This is a genomic window from Cohaesibacter marisflavi (assembly GCF_900115225.1).
Lineage (GTDB): Bacteria > Pseudomonadota > Alphaproteobacteria > Rhizobiales > Cohaesibacteraceae > Cohaesibacter > Cohaesibacter marisflavi.
On the sequence record NZ_FOVR01000003.1, the window covers coordinates 413,442 to 429,522 of the forward strand.

Annotated in this window: 17 protein-coding genes; 8 read left to right on the forward strand and 9 right to left on the reverse strand. The window is 54.8% G+C overall.

All coding sequences use genetic code 11. The features are described 5' to 3' along the window. Positions 1-292: 292 nt before the first annotated feature. Positions 293-793 (forward strand): cyclophilin-like fold protein, encoded by a 501-nt coding sequence (locus BM258_RS24455; protein ID WP_175528001.1) that lies wholly within the window; start codon positions 293-295, stop codon positions 791-793. Here BM258_RS24455 and BM258_RS08610 read toward each other — a convergent pair. Further along, positions 790-1,713 carry a LysR family transcriptional regulator gene (locus tag BM258_RS08610; protein ID WP_090071124.1) on the reverse strand — a complete coding sequence of 308 codons (924 nt, stop codon included), beginning with the start codon at positions 1,711-1,713 and terminating at the stop codon, positions 790-792. The genes BM258_RS24455 and BM258_RS08610 overlap by 4 nt on opposite strands. Before the next feature lie 157 nt (positions 1,714-1,870). Here BM258_RS08610 and BM258_RS08615 point away from each other — a divergent pair, with 157 nt between their 5' ends. Continuing rightward, a complete protein-coding gene (locus tag BM258_RS08615) occupies positions 1,871-3,457 on the forward strand; it encodes a tannase/feruloyl esterase family alpha/beta hydrolase (RefSeq protein WP_090071126.1) in 1,587 nt (528 codons plus the stop codon). A gap of 216 nt (positions 3,458-3,673) precedes the next feature. Continuing rightward, positions 3,674-4,144, forward strand: coding sequence for a cyclophilin-like fold protein (locus tag BM258_RS08625; RefSeq protein ID WP_244544642.1), 471 nt, complete (start codon positions 3,674-3,676; stop codon positions 4,142-4,144). A gap of 114 nt (positions 4,145-4,258) precedes the next feature. Here the strand turns inward: BM258_RS08625 and BM258_RS08630 are convergent, their stop codons facing one another. The 4 genes from BM258_RS08630 to BM258_RS08645 all read right to left on the reverse strand — a co-directional run bounded on the left by BM258_RS08630 (position 4,259) and on the right by BM258_RS08645 (position 8,358). Further along, positions 4,259-4,693, reverse strand: a complete 435-nt coding sequence (locus BM258_RS08630) for a cyclophilin-like fold protein (RefSeq protein WP_175528002.1) — start codon at positions 4,691-4,693, stop codon at positions 4,259-4,261. A gap of 68 nt (positions 4,694-4,761) precedes the next feature. Continuing rightward, complete coding sequence (locus tag BM258_RS08635) at positions 4,762-5,970, reverse strand: NAD(P)-dependent alcohol dehydrogenase (RefSeq protein WP_090071132.1); 1,209 nt, start codon at positions 5,968-5,970, stop codon at positions 4,762-4,764. Positions 5,971-6,217: 247 nt separating this feature from the next. Further along, positions 6,218-7,591, reverse strand: coding sequence for an MFS transporter (locus BM258_RS08640; protein WP_090071134.1), 1,374 nt, complete (start codon positions 7,589-7,591; stop codon positions 6,218-6,220). A 71-nt stretch (positions 7,592-7,662) separates the two neighbouring features. Further along, positions 7,663-8,358: a dihydrofolate reductase family protein gene (locus BM258_RS08645; protein WP_090071136.1), complete on the reverse strand. Its 696-nt coding sequence runs from the start codon at positions 8,356-8,358 to the stop codon at positions 7,663-7,665. 362 nt (positions 8,359-8,720) lie between these two features. On the opposite strand from BM258_RS08645, the gene BM258_RS08650 reads away from it, so the two are divergent. Continuing rightward, positions 8,721-9,167, forward strand: a complete 447-nt coding sequence (locus tag BM258_RS08650) for a cytochrome P460 family protein (protein WP_175528003.1) — start codon at positions 8,721-8,723, stop codon at positions 9,165-9,167. A 135-nt stretch (positions 9,168-9,302) separates the two neighbouring features. Here the strand turns inward: BM258_RS08650 and BM258_RS08655 are convergent, their stop codons facing one another. The 4 genes from BM258_RS08655 to BM258_RS08670 form a co-directional block, all read right to left on the reverse strand. Continuing rightward, the gene (locus tag BM258_RS08655) at positions 9,303-9,701 is read right to left on the reverse strand and encodes a (R)-mandelonitrile lyase (RefSeq protein ID WP_090071140.1); all 399 of its coding nucleotides are present in this window, start codon (positions 9,699-9,701) and stop codon (positions 9,303-9,305) included. Positions 9,702-9,766: 65 nt separating this feature from the next. Further along, positions 9,767-10,405 carry an NADPH-dependent F420 reductase gene (locus BM258_RS08660; protein ID WP_090071142.1) on the reverse strand — a complete coding sequence of 213 codons (639 nt, stop codon included), beginning with the start codon at positions 10,403-10,405 and terminating at the stop codon, positions 9,767-9,769. A 111-nt stretch (positions 10,406-10,516) separates the two neighbouring features. Continuing rightward, a complete protein-coding gene (locus BM258_RS08665) occupies positions 10,517-11,287 on the reverse strand; it encodes a carboxymuconolactone decarboxylase family protein (RefSeq protein ID WP_090071144.1) in 771 nt (256 codons plus the stop codon). Between the two features lie 135 nt (positions 11,288-11,422). Continuing rightward, positions 11,423-12,319, reverse strand: a complete 897-nt coding sequence (locus tag BM258_RS08670) for a LysR family transcriptional regulator (protein ID WP_090071333.1) — start codon at positions 12,317-12,319, stop codon at positions 11,423-11,425. 458 nt (positions 12,320-12,777) lie between these two features. Here BM258_RS08670 and BM258_RS08675 point away from each other — a divergent pair, with 458 nt between their 5' ends. From BM258_RS08675 to BM258_RS08690, 4 genes are all read left to right on the forward strand, one after another. Beyond that, positions 12,778-13,146: a cyclophilin-like fold protein gene (locus tag BM258_RS08675; RefSeq protein ID WP_090071147.1), complete on the forward strand. Its 369-nt coding sequence runs from the start codon at positions 12,778-12,780 to the stop codon at positions 13,144-13,146. Positions 13,147-13,170: 24 nt separating this feature from the next. After that, a complete protein-coding gene (locus BM258_RS08680) occupies positions 13,171-13,917 on the forward strand; it encodes an SDR family oxidoreductase (protein ID WP_090071149.1) in 747 nt (248 codons plus the stop codon). Between the two features lie 402 nt (positions 13,918-14,319). After that, the gene (locus BM258_RS08685) at positions 14,320-14,793 is read left to right on the forward strand and encodes a (R)-mandelonitrile lyase (protein WP_090071150.1); all 474 of its coding nucleotides are present in this window, start codon (positions 14,320-14,322) and stop codon (positions 14,791-14,793) included. Positions 14,794-15,202: 409 nt separating this feature from the next. Further along, positions 15,203-16,078 (forward strand): DUF3737 family protein, encoded by an 876-nt coding sequence (locus tag BM258_RS08690; RefSeq protein ID WP_090071152.1) that lies wholly within the window; start codon positions 15,203-15,205, stop codon positions 16,076-16,078. Positions 16,079-16,081: the final 3 nt, after the last annotated feature.

Genomic DNA, 16,081 nt, shown 5'->3' on the forward strand with positions numbered 1-16,081 from the left:
CATAGCGTCTCTTTCGTGCGGCGCTTTTAAACATTTTTAAATGCCTGCCTTCAACTTGGCCTTTTTGGAGGCTCGTTTCATGAGCCAAACAGACATAGCATTCATGGGGTGGTTTCATAGATGAAGCGCAAAGTGGGAAGCAACACTTCGGTTCAAACCGAAGTCAGGGGGGGCTTTGACACATGAAAGAGCCTCATGACTGGCTGCGTCATGACGTGGATTTTCCCTTTGTCAGATCCCTGTAGACTACTGCCATTCAAGACCGTAAAGGCAGAGCAGAGGAGTTTTCACAATGGCAATATACCGACCAACCATTCCGGCGGCCCTTGGGCTTGCAGCCATACTCTTTGCTAGTCTGTTGCCTACCGGCCAAAGAAATGCATTTGCGGACGATGCGCATGCAGGGCCGTTACCCGTCGCGCAAGGCTTTTCGCTATCCGCTATGAAGGTGGAAATCACATCCGGCACCAACAGGGCCACCTTCCAGCTCTATGACACGCAAGCGGCGAAGGATTTTTACGCCCAACTGCCTCTGCAGCTGCCGCTCTCCAATTTCCGCAATGCGCAATGGATGTTCTACCCGCCGCACAAGCTGGAGGTTACGGATCGCGAGGCCTATCATGACGGCATCAAGGGGGAGTTGAGCTATTACGCCCCATGGGGTGATGTTTTCATGCTCTATGAGGATTTCTATGCGGGGGATGAAATGCACCGGCTCGGCATCGGCCTGTCCGGTATTGATCAGATCAAGCCTATGAATGGCACCATAACAGCGAAAAAACTGACGAACTAATCCGCATCAAGCCGGCCTGAGGGCAATGCTGAAGCTTCGGCTTGTTGATGGTGTTCGGCCACCTCTATCAGGCACTCAACAAGATAGCGGATGGGCGCGCTGGCCTCCACCGCTTCGCGCATATAGAGTTCAAGCGGGATGGAGCCTTGAGCCACCGGCCCGAGATCCAGAATAGCGACCTCTCCGCGCGCCAGCTCTTCCTTGATCTCTTCCTGCGGTATCCAGCCATAGCAATTGCCTTGCAGGATGGCGGCCTTGATGGCTGCCACACTCTCAACAATCCAGAACCGTCCCTCTTTGGGTGAAGCGGTTCCGGCGATCACCTCGTCTCCCTCCACAACAACCCTTGTATGACGCATCATGGCAGACCGCGTGGGTTTTCTCTGGATCAGGGGGTGGTCCGCGCGGGCCACCTGTAGGAAGCGGCTTTCATAGAGCCGGGCAATGCTGCGCAGATTGGGCGATGGCATGGAGATGGCCAGATCCCAATCTGCACCAGCTTCAGACACCACCGCACGACGTACATGCTCTTGCAGATCCACGCGATGGTCTGGATAGTGCCTCGAAAAATGCGACAGGGCCTCAAACAGCAAATGCGAGGGGAACAGACTGTCTACATTCAGGCTGAGCCGTTGGGAAAACTCCGCGTCCCGGCTGCGCACCTGCGCTTCCAATTCTATGAAATCTTCAATCAGGGGCACTGCTGTATCGAGCAATTCACGGCCAAGAGCGGTTAGCACAGCTCTGCGCCCGTCTGCCCTCATCAGCTCAGCCCCCAGGCTCTGTTGTAATTTGTTGACCGTATAACTGATGGAGGAGGGGCTGCGATTGAGGGCTTCTGCGGCCAAGGCAAAAGAGCCTGACTGCACCACGACCTGGAGAACACTCCATTGTTCTATCGTCGTTCTGGGAATTTGCATAAATCTACAGCGCCCTTCCTTGACATTTATGCCCAATTAAACTGATTTTCTGTTCAATTACCGCGAATATTAGCATTATTCATTCGAAAAATACATTGTTATAGTGCCCTCAACACCCGAAGCCGAATTCCCGTTTCCCTTTTTTGGAGACAATCCGATGTCCCTGCGTTTTCTAGGTCTTTCCCTTGTGCTCATGGCGAGCACCGCCCTGCCTGCGACGGCACAATCTGATAGCATGGCAAGCCAATGCGAAGCACTGTCAGGGCTGAGCATGCGCAATGTCCGCATTGATACAGCGTCCCTTCAGCAGGCCGGAGAATTGCCTGCCGACCCCAACTCGGCCATGACCGGCGGTTCTCCGCGCGCGCTCGCAGTTGGCACTCACTGCCTTGTGGAAGGCAAGATCGAAGATCGCGCCGGTGTTGACGGGCAATATGGCATCCGCTTCCAATTCCGCGCTCCGGTTGACTGGAATGGCCGTTTCCTGTTTCAGGGCGGCGGTGGCATGGATGGCTTCATTGCTCCGGCAATCGGCTCCGTTCCGGTGAATACCACCACAGCCACCCCTGCCCTTACCCGCGGCTACGCGGTGATCAGCATGGATGGCGGCCATAACGGACGAGACGCCTCCTTTGCGCAAGACCAGCAAGCACGGCTTGATCTCGGCTTTGCTTCCATCGGCAAGGTGACCAATGTGGCCAAGGCGCTGATCGGTGATTTTTACGGCAACGAGCCCGAGCAATCGGTCTTCATGGGGTGTTCGAACGGAGGGCGCGAAGCCTTGATGGCAGCCCAACGCTTCCCGCTAGAATTTGATGGCGTGGTGGCAGGCAACCCCGGCTTTCACCTTTCCCATGCACCGCTCGCGGAACTTTGGGATGTGAAGCATCTCATGGCCATCGCTCCGGAAGAGAATGGCGCGAGAATTCTGGCAAAGGCCCTGACGCAAGAGGATCTTGATCTGGTTTCCGAAGCCGTGCTTGATGCCTGTGATGATCTGGACGGCCTCAAAGACGGCCTGATCAATGCCTACAAAAGCTGTACGTTCGATCTGGAGAGCCTGCGCGGCAAGCTTGAAGACAAGAAGCTGGACGCACTAAAGACCATCATGGCCGGACCGGTGGATGCGGATGGCCAATCGGTTTATAGCGATTGGCCAGTGGATGCGGGCATCAACGCGCCGGGCTGGCGTGCCTGGAAGCTCGGCACCTCCGAGACTGGCCAGTCAAACGCACTCAATGTGGTGCTTGGCATGGCCTCCTTCTCACAGCTCTTCCTGACACCGCCAACACCAAATGTTGATCTGACGACACTCGATTTTGGCGCAGCCGAACAGGCTGTCCGTGAGGTTGGCGGTTATTTTGATGCCAATTCCACCTTCATGACCACCTATGCCCAACGCGGCAGCAAACTGCTGGTTTTCCATGGCATGTCCGATCCGGTCTTCTCGGCCAGCGATCTGATGCGCTGGTATGAAAAGGCCGAAGCCAACACCGGCGACAAGGATTTCTCACGCCTGTTCATGGTACCCGGCATGACCCATTGCGGCGGCGGTCCGGCTCTGGACGATTTCGACCCGCTGACGGTGATGGAAAAATGGATGGATAGCAACGAAGCTCCTGAACAGATGGCCGCGAGGGGCAAGAGCTTTAAAGGCACCACCCAACCAATCTGCGCCTACCCGCAAGAAGCCCACTATGAAGGGGGAGACCCAACCAAAATCGACAGCTACAGCTGTCAATAGTCAAGGATAAGAAACCAAAATAATAATAATAACAATCCTATAGACACCGGCCCCGAGTTTTCTCGCGGTCGGTGCTTTTTTATGACTGCTAACGCCCCCCCAGCAAAGCCGGAATTGTTGCACCGGCTTCATGAGTGAGTTGAGCAACTCGTGAATTGCGCCAAGGGCAGAATATCGGCATCCTGCATAAAGCATGCCCCAATCAGGAGAGACGTCTTGACCGCTTCATCGATCAGTTTCATTTCCCGCAATGGCTCGGCGCTTGGCATCGGCTTTGCGATGATGCTCGCACTTACCGCACCATCAATGGCCCTGCCAGCATCTGCAGAAGGCGCCCGCGTGCGTTTTATCCTTGCTAATACGACGCTAACAGCGACGCTGGAAGACAACTCCGCCAGCCGGGATTTTCTGGCCATGCTGCCTGTCGACGTGACACTGGAAGACTATGCCAGCAACGAAAAGATCTTCTATCCGGAAGAAAAGCTATCTACGACGGATGTGCCAGACGGGATAGACCCTGAGCCGGGGGATATCACCTATTATGCCCCGTGGGGGGATGTGGCGCTTTTCTATCGCGATTTCCGTTATTCAGCAGGGCTTGTCAGGCTGGGGCGATTTGATGAAGGGGCGATAAAGGCGCTTTCAAAATCCGGATCGCTCAAGGCCCGCATTGAGGCAATCAAGTAATAGCCAGATCTTGAAAGTGAATAAAGCCGCAGGAGTGGTCCTGCGGCGTATTCATCAAGAGCTAAGATCCCTATGATCAGGCCCCTAGCCCCTTATGCTATCGCACTCAAGCTCTCAGTCAGCCTTGGCGAGCGTTACCGAGATACTGCGGGGTAGCGCGTCGAGACGCGAAAGCGGATCCGAAATCCTGCCGAATTTTACCAGCGGTCCGCTGTCTCCTGACTGCTCCTCACCACCATAGAGAATGGTGAACCAGTTGGCGCCCGGTCCGAACGCAATATCGCCATTTTTCCAACCGGTCGTGGCGTCGCTTTCCTTATAGGCAAGGCCTTCAGGCATCACACCGCAAAAATCGAACTCATAGCCTTGCAGCTGCAGTGTAAGCGGCAATCTATCCAACAGATCCTTGGCAGTTTTGCTGTCGTTGAGTACGGCGTTGATGACCGTTCCCTTGATAGTCAGTGTTATTCTAGTCTCAGTAGCCATTGCTTTTGTCTTGCCTTCTTCAGCTTTGGCACCAGATGTGCCAACGCTCGCTATCACCAACATGGCAAAGAGGCTCCTTTGGAGGAGCCTCAGAGCTGTTATCGGGGTTGGTATCGTCATCACAAAGCCAATCAGGCTTCACGCATATCGATGACGAAGCGGAATTTCACATCCTTATCGATCACGCGGGAAATGGCCTCGGTGATCTGGTTTGGCTTGATGATCTCCACGTCTGGCTGAACATTGTGGCTGGCGCAGTAATTGACCAGTTCCTGTGTTTCCGCCATACCGCCAATCATGGAGCCAGCAAGGCTCTTGCGGCCAAAACCCATCATCATGCCCGAGAGACCATCGATCTGTGCCAACTGTCCAACATTGACGAGGGTCGCATCAAGCTTCAGCAGGTTGATGAACTGCTGCATGTCGAAGGCATAGGGCACGGCGGCGATCATCAGATCGAAGCTGTTCATCATGCCGCGCATGGTGTCCGCATCGCTGGCCAGCACCGGCGTGGCACCCATGGCCTTGATGAGCGGCATTTTATATTCAGAGGTGGTGAAAGCAGTGACGTCTGCGCCGCGGGCCACGCCCAGCTTGACTGCCATATGACCGAGACCACCGATGCCGACCACACCAACGCGCTGGCCTTTTTCAAGTTTCCAGAACTGCATCGGGGAATAGGTTGTGATACCGGCGCACATCAGAGGGGCTGCGCGGGACAGATCCAGATTATCCGGTACATTGACCACAAAATGATCCTTGACCACGATCTTGCGGGAATAGCCACCATAGGTCAGACCGCCGGAGACCTTGTCTTCTGCGCCATAGGTCCATGTGGTGCCATTCAGGCAGTTCTGCTCGCGATCATTGAGGCAGTTCTCGCACTCGCCGCAGGAATCCACCATGCAGCCAACGCCACCGATGTCGCCAACCTTGAAGCGGGTCACGTTGCTGCCCACGGCCGTTACGCGGCCAATGATCTCATGGCCAGGCACCAGCGGGAACGGACCGGCACGCCCCCAGTCGCCATTGATGGTATGGATATCGGAATGGCAGATGCCAGCGAACATGACATCCATTTTCACATCGTTCGGTCCAACAGCGCGACGGGTGATGGACATGGCTTTGGCCGGACCGTGTGCCTTGTTAAAGGCAAAGGCCTCGACGGATTCCGCTGCCATGGGATCTGCACCTTGCGCCATGGCGCTACCCGCTGAAAAGACCGAGCCGAACGCGGCACCGGCGGCCAGACCGGCTCCGCCAATCATGATATCGCGGCGTCCGTGGTCAATTACCTCGGAGTGATCGTGCACATGGCCATTCTTGCATTTTTCACACATCGTATATCCTCATGAGTATCAGTAGAAAAATAATTTGGCCTATCGGCCCTTATTGCATCAAAGGGGATGGGAGAGCCCAACGCGTTACATCAGATGCAGGGTTACTTTCATCGGGCGAAAGTCGACGCACCTTTCCCTGCATAAAGACAAGTCTAGTCAGAAAGGCCGGATGCGTTAATATACCGATATCTCATCTGACTTATTGGTGCGGTTCATGAAAGAATCTGCTCTCCTGATCATCGCGAGTCTAGGTTGGCATAGATTTACGCGCAGACCGGCGGTCCAGCAAAAGCATGACAAGAAGCCCCAGCACACTGAAACCCGTTGTCGCCAGTACGGCTTCTTGCCAGCCAAGAGACAGGGCGTACGGGCCGGCATTAGATATAAGCACAGCACTGACGGTAATGCCGATGGCAGAGCCAAGATAACGCGCAGTATTGTTGGCCGCCGACCCCATTGCCACCCGCTCGACCGGCACGCTTTCCACGGCGGCATGTCCGAGCGAGGCGTTGAGAATCCCATTGGCCACACCGGAAACGAAAAGCCCGGGCAACGCGATGGGCCAGATATAATCGCCACTCATCAGCAACAGCAGCAACTGTCCGAAGATGCACCCCACCATGCCCAGCACCACTCGATTGCGAGCGGAAAGACTGCGAGGCAGATATTGCGCGGCCAGCGCGGCGACTACTGTGATGGCAGACCAAGCAAGAAGTATGGTAGCTGCAAACAGAGGCCTGATCCCCAAGCTGCGCTCCAATACCGTGGGCACCATGGTCATGATGGAAAGCACACCGGCACCCGAGGCGAAGGCGGCCAGCGTTGCACCAACAAAGTCGGCCCGCCTAAAAAGGTCCAACTGAATGATTGGATTGCGTACCCGCAGCTCCAGAAAACAGAATGCGATAATCAGCACGGCGCTCGCGAGCAACATTAGGACCGGTTCGGCAGAGATGCCCATTCTGAGCTGTGTCAGTGCGGAAAGAAGAAAGGCCATACCAGCCATCATCAGGATACTGCCCAGCAGATCGATCCGCTCGGGAATGCGTTCGCTTTTCGGCAAGGGCTTGAGAGAGGCCAGAGCCAGTGCACCAGACGCAATCGCGGCAACCCACTGAATGGCCTGCCAGCCACCAAGGGACAGGCAGATGGAGGCCAGAATCGGTCCAATGGCGACACCACTGCCCAGAGATGCGGCCCAGATGGCCGTTGCGCGAGCGCGCTCCTCACCATGATAAACCTGCCCGAGCAGCCCGAGGCCGCAGGCCATTACTCCGGCATTGCCCAACCCCTGCACCACGCGCGCCAGGATAAGCACCAGTCCGCTTTCAGCCAACGCCGCCACGATAGATGCGACCACTGTTATCAGCAGCCCGCCGAGAAAGACCTTCTTGCGCCCATAGGTATCGCCCAATGCGCCAGAGGTGAGCAAGCCGACGGCGCAGCCCAGTGGCATGCCGCTCATGATCCACGCGATCTCACCGGCAGTAAGACGCAAGTCCTGGGTCACGGCGTTGATTGTCGTCAAGGGTATGGTGAAGATAATCAGTGACAGCGCGGTTGAAATGGCGACGAGCGTCAGCGTTACCGCCCGCGCATCACGCTCTGGAGAAGTGGGCATGGGCAATCCTTGAATGAGTCATGGGTGCGTTTGCAAACGCATAAAAATAGACAAACTGATCGGATCGGGCCTTAGCCGCCACTTATGCGGTGATGCATCCACACTGCATCATAGTCGAGGGTTTCCACGCCCAACAACTCAAGAGGCCGGCCCTGCAACTGACCCTGATAATCATAAATCGAGGGAATTCCCGACTGGCCGTCCAGCACCGGCATAACCAATGTGCTGGTTTCGTCAATCAGCCCCTGCTCCAGAAAGGCCCCATTTAGCATGCCTCCTCCCTCAAGTAGCAACGCCTTGACATCGAAGGCAACGCCGATCCGCTCAATCGCACTGGCAATATTGTTGCCTTCCGGTCCGGCAAAGAAGACCGAAACGCCTCTTTCAACCAGATAGGCCACATGCTCTTTGCCAACATGATCCGAGAGGACAAGCACCAGATGGCTGCCTTCCACGTCATCCGTCTCGGGCATCAGCTTGCCCTTGCGATCAAAGCAAATGGCAAGGCTCCGCCCTCTGGAGGCGCCGAGATGGTCGCTGGCGGTGATGGCACCATTGTCTTGCGGACCGGAATCCAGATGCGCTTCTGCGGCGGGCACAAAGCTCGCCATGGTGGTTCGCCCCACGATCCAGCCATCAGTATCCAGCCGATCGGCAATCTCTTCATAAAGATCAAGTGCTGTCTCGGGCAATCCGTTCCAGCGTTCGGTCAAAAGGCGCCCGTCAAGGGACGCAACCATGTGGCATATGATGCGGGGTCTTGGCATAGCGAGTCAGTCCTTGCATTCTTAATTGGTCTTGTTGGCTTCTTATCGACCGGCGCGCCCATAAGCGTTCAACTGTTTGTGATCGAGATAATGCTTCCCGCGTAAAAATACTATCCCGGCAAGTGTAAATGCCATCATGAGCAGGAATAATAAATTAGCCGCAAAGGGCGGATTTCGCGCATCAACAAGCAAAAGCGCTGTAGTATAATGCCCTTATGTTTGCGTCCATAGCCGAAACATTGCCAAACTTTCATGAACCTTGGTCATTATTGCTTTTAGTCTGTCCCTCTTACTCTTTGCGGCGGGTTGCTTTTCAATTGCCCAAGCCAAAGCTTGCTCAAAGCCGAACCAACGAGGGACCATTGAAAGTATATCCTGTAGCAGCCCTGTTCATCGGATTGACGATGAGCACACCACTCCTTGCCCAGTCAGCCGCATCTGACCATGTCGCCCTGCCTCCGGATTATAAGAGTGGAATTCATTTCTCGACCTTCAAGCGAGGAGGCATCACCGAGGAGCTGTTCACCGCGCAAGAGGCAATAGATGCAGCCAACGCCGGAGAGCCCTTTCCAGAAGGCACAGTCGTCACCATGGAAGATTTTCGCGAAGGGTCTCTTTATCGCATTCTGGTGATGGAAAAGCGCGCCGAATGGGAAAGCCAATCGCTTCCGGGCGGCTGGCGCTTCGGTGTCTATTGGCCCGATGGCCAGCCAAACCTGTCGGAAGATTTGCAGCGTTGTGAATCCTGCCATGCCAGCGCAGAAGACCGCGATTTTGTTTTCCGCCATGGCGACATGCTGGATGACTAAGCCCTCCTTCCGGGCTTCACCGAACAACCTTGCTCCAAATGCATTGGCCGGTGCTTTTCCAAGCGACCGGCCAAGCGCGTCTTGCCATCATTGCGTCAGAGCGATCCTGTCACCAGACACGAAAGAACGGTGGGCTTACTTGCCTTCATAGTCTTTATCAGAGACTTTTTCCATCCATGTAACCGGGCTGCCATCAATGCTTTCCTGAACGGCAATATGGCTCATGGCGGTTTCCGGAGAGGCCCCGTGCCAGTGCTTTTCGCCAGCAGGGAACCAGACGACATCGCCCTGCGTCACTTCTTCGATTTCGCCGCCTTCGCGCTGAACGCGCCCACGACCGAAGGTGATGATAATAGTCTGACCTGCCGGATGGGTGTGCCATGCGGTACGAGCGCCCGGCTCGAAGGTTACATGAGAACCACCCGTGCGGCCCGGCTCTTCCGCCTGAAAAAGCGGATCGACGCGAACCGTTCCGGTGAACCAATCTTCAGGCCCAGCAAATGATGGGGCACTACCGCCACGAATAACTTTCATAGCTTTATCCTTTCCTTGTGTTTCAATATCTGTATTTCAATGTCAAAAAGGAAAAGCATGCAGGCTCACGGCTGCAGCTTTTCGAAATGATAGGTAAAAGCTTCTCCGCCCGGATGCTCATAAGCCAAAACGGCGGTCACCATAGCGAAGGGCTCAACAAAGCGCCCATTCTTCAGCCCCCCAAGATCAACCGGATCAAAGCCGACCTCCAAGATCAGCTGCCTGGCGATTTGCTTGGCACCAGCATCGTCGCCATACAGCATGTGCTGGGGCCGTTTGCCCTCTTCACGCTTTGCAAAGACCACCGGCAGGCTCTCTGATGGGCTTGTGTTGAAGGCTGAAACCCATCGGGCTTTCGGACGGGCTGCGGCAAGTTGTTCCGCGCCAGACGTCGTTGTGCCCAACACCAGATTTTCATTGTCTTGGTCGAGTGGTACGCAGCAGTTGAGGACAATCTTGCCTTCCAGAGACCCTGCTTTTGCCAAAACATCTTCTATATGAGACCAATGCACAGCCAGCAGAACAAGTTCCGCTTCTTGAACAATATTTGTCACAGCCCCCCAACTGGCGTTCAGTTCCTGGGCCAGTTTTTGCAGCTTTTGCTCATCCCGGCTAAAGGAGAAGGCAACCTGATGGCCGCATTGCGCCCAGATGCGTCCGAGGGCTTCGCCCATATTGCCCGTCCCCACGATGGCAATTTTCATTTTATGGCTCTCCTTTCACGCTGAGAAGCTGACACTATTGCCAGCCTTTCTCTTGGATCAGACGATCAGCAAAGGGCAGGAGTGCCTCCACCCTTTGCCGGTCTTTCCAGTTTAGTCTGCGCGGGACTCAAATACATCCTTGGCGACAGGCATTGCGGAGAAGACTTTCGGCCAACCCGCATAGAAGGCGAGATGGGAAAGAACCGCGCCGGCCTCATCCTTTGAGAGGCCATTATCCATTGCTTTGTTAAGATGGAAAGTCATCTGTTCAGGCTGGCCAGCTGCAATAAGAGCTGCCACGGTGATCAGGCTGCGGTCACGTGGCTCAAGGCCCGGGCGAAGCCAGAGGTCAAGGAACAGGAGCTGTTCTGTATCACGAACGACACCGGGGCTGACATTGCCATAGGTGCTGGAGACAAAATTCTGACGGTTGGCTTCCGCCTCTTCATCCAGCGGCAACAGCTCGGGATCAACCGGAGCCAGATCGTCGACCGAAATGCCGCGAGCCTCGAAAACCGGGGCAGCGGCTTGAGCGGCGGCAGTGGCATTGCCCCATCCGGTATAGAAAGCAAGATGGGTGATGGTTTCGGAAATCTCGAGCGGCTTCACACCGGAATCCAGAGCCAGCTCGATAAATTTGTCCAACCCTTCGGTTTCATGACGGGTGAGCAGAGCAGCGAAGGTCACCAGCGAGCGGTCACGGGCAGAGAGAACCTCATCCTGCCAAACTTTGCCGACGAGATCGTCCATGGCATAGGACTGCAGTGCGGGCGAAACTCGGGCAACAGCACCGGGAATGGTCTTGGCTGCATCTTCGGCCAATGCGCCGCCGGACATCAAAGCGAGGGCTGAGGCGGCTAGCATGGTCTTGACTGTCTTCATGGAAATATCTCCTTGGGATCTGACAAAGGTGATCGAAGTTACCCGTTAGATCTGGTTCAGAAAGCCATGAAATTAATAGCCTCATCGCCAAAGACAGTCATGAGAGAGATTGATCAATCGCTGAAACGCTTTTCATCAACCCCTTTCCCGCAAGGCATCAAGGACCACCTGAAAGGCCGATGAAGTTCTCAGGCGGCTGGGGTAATAAAGATGGAATCCATCGAAATAGGGCGAATAGTCTCCAAGGCACATCTTGAGACGCCCCTCGGCAAGATCCTTCTCGACCAGCCTTTCGGGCACCAGAGCCAGCCCGTGCCCGTCAAGCACAGCGCGGTAGATCGTCATGATAGTGTCAAAACAGAGCTGCCCGGTTACCTTGACACGGATCTCCCGCTTGTCCTTGTCTTCAAATTCCCACGCATAGAGCGCTCCATGGGTCGACAGACGCAAATTGATGCATTCATGCTCGCTGAGATCGTTAGGGGTTTCAGGCTCTCCATGCTCGGCGAAATAGCCCGGCGTGCCGATGCAGACCATGCGCTCATCAGGGCCGATGCGCATGGAAATCATGCCATCACTGACCTGATCGCCATAGCGCACCCCTGCATCACACTGGGCAGAGGCCAGATCGGTGTAACCATAGTCATTGACGAATTCGACCCGAACGGCAGGATAGTTTTTGATGACCGGCGCGATCTTGGGCCAGAGCAATGTCTCGATGGTATAGTCCGTGGCGACGATCCGCACGGTTCCCGTTGGCGTGGACTGGTTTTCCGTCAGCGCGACCAGCCGCTCTTCGATGGTTTCAAGAGCCGGAGACAGGGTCGCCAGCAGATCTTCGCCCTCGATTGTGGGCGCCACGGAACGGGTGGTTCTGGTTAGAAGACGCAGGCCGAGACGTTTTTCAAGTGCTTTGATGGTATGGCTCAGTGCTGATTGAGACACATTGAGGCGAGCGGCTGCGCGCGTGAAGCTGCGCTCTTCGGCGACTGCCATCAGGGCAATCAGATCATTGATATTTTCTCTAAGCAACAGCGATAGATCGCGTTGGCTACTGAAATCGCCCGTTTCTGGCATCGTGAAATATCCCTTGTGAAAGGCAGTTTGCCCATGGTGCCGTCAGAAGACTGGCTTGGGAGGAAAGTCGGCAACCATTTTGGCCTTCTTATGAATCTACCAGCTTCATATCACCGTATAATGCAGTATAATGGAATTCTATGATGAATTGAATTCATAAGACTAATGAAAAGAGACAGCAAGCGCCTGACACCTGTCAGGCGGGCCGAGCGATAGCATCGAACGGATTATTCTGAGATTTCAGACAATCAATGATCCTCGTTCATGAATGCTATCAATCATCCCCTCTTAGTCATGAAGGCCTAAGCGCTTATACTATCCTCAGACCAAGACCACGCCCAAGGGCAATCAATCTGGCCGGATCATTTGTCCGCCTCCCCTTGAGCGCCTCAATTGAAAGAAAGAAGCACGTCATGTCCACCAAAGCAGGAACAAAAATCCTTATCACGGTTGGCGCTGAAACTGTAACAGCTGTTCTGGATGACACGCCCTCAGGACGTGATTTTGCAGCGATGATGCCGCTCGAGCTGTCGCTGAGCGATTATAGTCGCACCGAAAAAGTAGCCGACCTGCCCGGAAAGCTGAGCACGGACGGAGCGCCGCGCAGCTATGCGGCATCCATCGGCGATATCACCTACTATGCCCCATGGGGCAATCTGGCGATCTTTTATAAATCTTTCCCCAGTGCCAGCGGATTGGTGCGTCTGGGCAAGATTGACGGCAGCATGAATCTGCTGCTCAAGAACGGCACCTTCAAGGCCCGTCTGGAAATCGCCGGCTAACGGATCAACAAGGAGGGAAGACTAATGACAGAGCGTATTAAAGACAAAGTTATCGTCATCACAGGCGCGTCCAGTGGCATGGGCGAAGCCACGGCAAAATCCCTTGCGGCGCAAGGTGCCAAGGTTGTTGTGGGCGCACGCCGCGCCGATCGCCTTGAAAAGCTGGTTGCCGATATCACCGACGCAGGCGGCAGCGCAACCGCTGTTGCCACCGACGTGACCAAACTGGATGATGTGAAGACTCTGGTCGACACAGCCGTCAAGACCTATGGCAAGATCGACGTCATCTTCAACAATGCCGGCCTGATGCCGCTTTCTCCGCTGGAGAGCCAGAAGATCGACGAATGGGACCAGATGATCGACGTGAACCTGAAGGGCACCCTTTATGGTATCGCGGCCGCCCTGCCCTATTTCAAGGAGCAGAAATCTGGTCAGGTGATCAACGTGTCTTCCGTTTATGGCCATATCAGTGTGGCCAATGGCGCAGTCTATTGTGCCACCAAGCACGCCGTGCGTTCGCTTTCCGAAAGCCTGCGCAAGGAAGTCAAACCGTATGACATCCGCGTAACGGTGATTTCTCCAGGTGCCGTTAACACCGAACTGACACAGCATATTTCCGAGCCGGGTCTTGGAGATGCCGTGCGTGATATCGTGGGCGAAATCGGCGTTCCGGCCAGCACCATGGCCGACATGGTTTCCTTCGCCATTTCGCAGCCAGCCAATGTCGATGTCAGCGAAATTCTGTTCCGCCCGACGGTTCAGCCTGAATAAGATTTTCTCCCTGCTCTTGCCTGAAGGCAACAGAGGGCGAGACAGGAAAACAGGCCAAGCAGTCTAGCCCTGATGCCTTTTCAAGGCCTCGGGGTTTTTCTTTGTCTGCTTGGCCAGACCGCCTCTTAGAAAAGGAGGCTGTTCACAATTACGTTACCGAACTCATGATTAAGGCTTCATTCATGAAATTTGATCATGGGAGTTAGCAAAGTGTGGGTCATTAATTCAAGAGGTGCTTGCTCCTATCTTCTAAGGGCAGCTGGCGTGAAAGCCACACCAGTTGTCTGACGACGGAAGAGTGCTTGGGCAGAGCATCCATCCGCCGTCGGAGGCCTGGCCTCAGACAACGGCGACGAGAAGATCGCCTTGCTGGCGCATTATCACCAACAAGGAGACCACCCTATGTTCAAGAAAACAGCCATTACCCTCACAGCCCTTTTGCTCAGCACCGGTGCGTTCGCCCAAGGCATGGAGAAATTCTCCGGTAGCGACCGCAAGGGCATGATTGCTCCGAAAGAGAATTTCACCGGCACGGCTTATGTTGAAATGATTTTTAGCAACGAAGACCCGTTCGTCGTCAATGCAGGCAAGGTAACCTTCCTGCCAAATGCACGTTCCAACTGGCACACCCATCCAGCAGGCCAGATGCTTGTTGTCACCGAAGGCCGTGGCTGGGTTCAGGAAGAAGGCAAAGAACGCCTTGTGATGGAAGCCGGTGACGTTATCTGGTGCCCACCGGATGTCAAACACTGGCATGGAGCGACCGATTCCAGTTCCGTGACCCATTATGCCATCCAGCAATTCGAGGAAGGCAAGAATGTCAACTGGATGGATGCCGTGACCGATGACCAGTATAATCCTGAAGCAGCTAACTAAAGCTTTTCGGCTGGCGCTTCCCCGGGTGCGCTATTGCTGAGCAATCCGCTTTTAAGACACCGCATTGGCACGGCCTTTGCGGTGTCTTTATATTCAGCCCTTCCCCACCCTTCGCCCGAGCGCCTGCGGGCCATCTATAGATGGGCAGTTCGATGAGGCAGTTCGATGAGGCAGATCACAAAAGATTGATGAACTGCATTCATATTTGGTTGTTCTTCCAGACACCTACACGGGCATTCGGATCTGTCCTAAATTCGCAGCATACCAACCCTTGGACCCAGGCGCTGAAGCGGAGCGGTCAATGAGGACCACCCAAGCATAGACACCGAGCAACTGGCCCGGCCAAGCACCCCGCAAGGCTTCCATTGTCAATTGCAGCTTCAGTCGCAAACAAGAAACCAGATCCGTAATGACAAGCAAGATCACGACAAAAAACAGAATTGAAGACCGTTTCTATGAGGGCGAACGCCCCCTTTATGCCCTTGGCGAAACCGAACTCGACCATGTCCGCTTCTACCCTGGAGAATCTCCCCTCAAGCATAGCCATGACATCGTGATCCGCGGGTGCGACTTCATGGGCAAATATCCTCTCTGGCACAGCGAACGGGTGTTGATCGAGGATAGCCTGTTTACCGTTTATGCCCGCGCGGCCATCTGGTACACACAGGACCTGACCATGCGCAACTGCACCATTGAAGCACCCAAGATGTTCCGCCGGGTCTCCCATCTCACCATCGAAAACACCTGTTTCCCCAATGCCGGAGAAACGCTTTGGACCTGCGATCACATCACCCTCGACAATTTGACGCTGAAGGGTGCGGACTATGTCTTCATGAATTGCGAAGAGATCAAGATCGACGCCATGACGTTGCAAGGCAATTATTCCTTTCAGGACGCCAAGAATGTCACTATCCGCAATTCCCATCTTGCCTCCAAGGATGCGTTCTGGGGCGCAGAAAATGTGACGGTCTATGACAGTGTAATCGAAGGGGAATATCTCGGCTGGCACTCGAAGAATCTGCGTCTGGTTAATTGCACCATTCGTGGCGAGCAACCGCTTTGCTATGCGCAGGATCTGGTGATGGAAAATTGCCGTATGGAAGACACGGATCTATGCTTTGAATATGCCACGCTCAAGGCCGACATCAAGACCGATATCATCAGCATCAAGAATCCCAAGGGTGGTAGCATCAAGGCGCGCAGCATCGGCGAGATCATCATCGATGAGAATTGCATCACTCCGGGGGCCTGCACCATCGAAACCGAGCTTCAGGATGTAGCGTAAGCC

What these genes read in the sequence shown, in the direction of transcription:
- BM258_RS24455 (WP_175528001.1), top strand. Translation starts at nt 293, where the DNA reads ATGGCAATATACCGACCAACCATTCCGGCGGCCCTTGGGCTTGCAGCC.
- BM258_RS08610 (WP_090071124.1), bottom strand. Translation starts at nt 1,713, where the DNA reads ATGCAAATTCCCAGAACGACGATAGAACAATGGAGTGTTCTCCAGGTC.
- BM258_RS08615 (WP_090071126.1), top strand. Translation starts at nt 1,871, where the DNA reads ATGTCCCTGCGTTTTCTAGGTCTTTCCCTTGTGCTCATGGCGAGCACC.
- BM258_RS08630 (WP_175528002.1), bottom strand. Translation starts at nt 4,693, where the DNA reads ATGTTGGTGATAGCGAGCGTTGGCACATCTGGTGCCAAAGCTGAAGAA.
- BM258_RS08635 (WP_090071132.1), bottom strand. Translation starts at nt 5,970, where the DNA reads ATGTGTGAAAAATGCAAGAATGGCCATGTGCACGATCACTCCGAGGTA.
- BM258_RS08640 (WP_090071134.1), bottom strand. Translation starts at nt 7,591, where the DNA reads ATGCCCACTTCTCCAGAGCGTGATGCGCGGGCGGTAACGCTGACGCTC.
- BM258_RS08645 (WP_090071136.1), bottom strand. Translation starts at nt 8,358, where the DNA reads ATGCCAAGACCCCGCATCATATGCCACATGGTTGCGTCCCTTGACGGG.
- BM258_RS08655 (WP_090071140.1), bottom strand. Translation starts at nt 9,701, where the DNA reads ATGAAAGTTATTCGTGGCGGTAGTGCCCCATCATTTGCTGGGCCTGAA.
- BM258_RS08660 (WP_090071142.1), bottom strand. Translation starts at nt 10,405, where the DNA reads ATGAAAATTGCCATCGTGGGGACGGGCAATATGGGCGAAGCCCTCGGA.
- BM258_RS08665 (WP_090071144.1), bottom strand. Translation starts at nt 11,287, where the DNA reads ATGAAGACAGTCAAGACCATGCTAGCCGCCTCAGCCCTCGCTTTGATG.
- BM258_RS08675 (WP_090071147.1), top strand. Translation starts at nt 12,778, where the DNA reads ATGTCCACCAAAGCAGGAACAAAAATCCTTATCACGGTTGGCGCTGAA.
- BM258_RS08680 (WP_090071149.1), top strand. Translation starts at nt 13,171, where the DNA reads ATGACAGAGCGTATTAAAGACAAAGTTATCGTCATCACAGGCGCGTCC.
- BM258_RS08685 (WP_090071150.1), top strand. Translation starts at nt 14,320, where the DNA reads ATGTTCAAGAAAACAGCCATTACCCTCACAGCCCTTTTGCTCAGCACC.
- BM258_RS08690 (WP_090071152.1), top strand. Translation starts at nt 15,203, where the DNA reads ATGACAAGCAAGATCACGACAAAAAACAGAATTGAAGACCGTTTCTAT.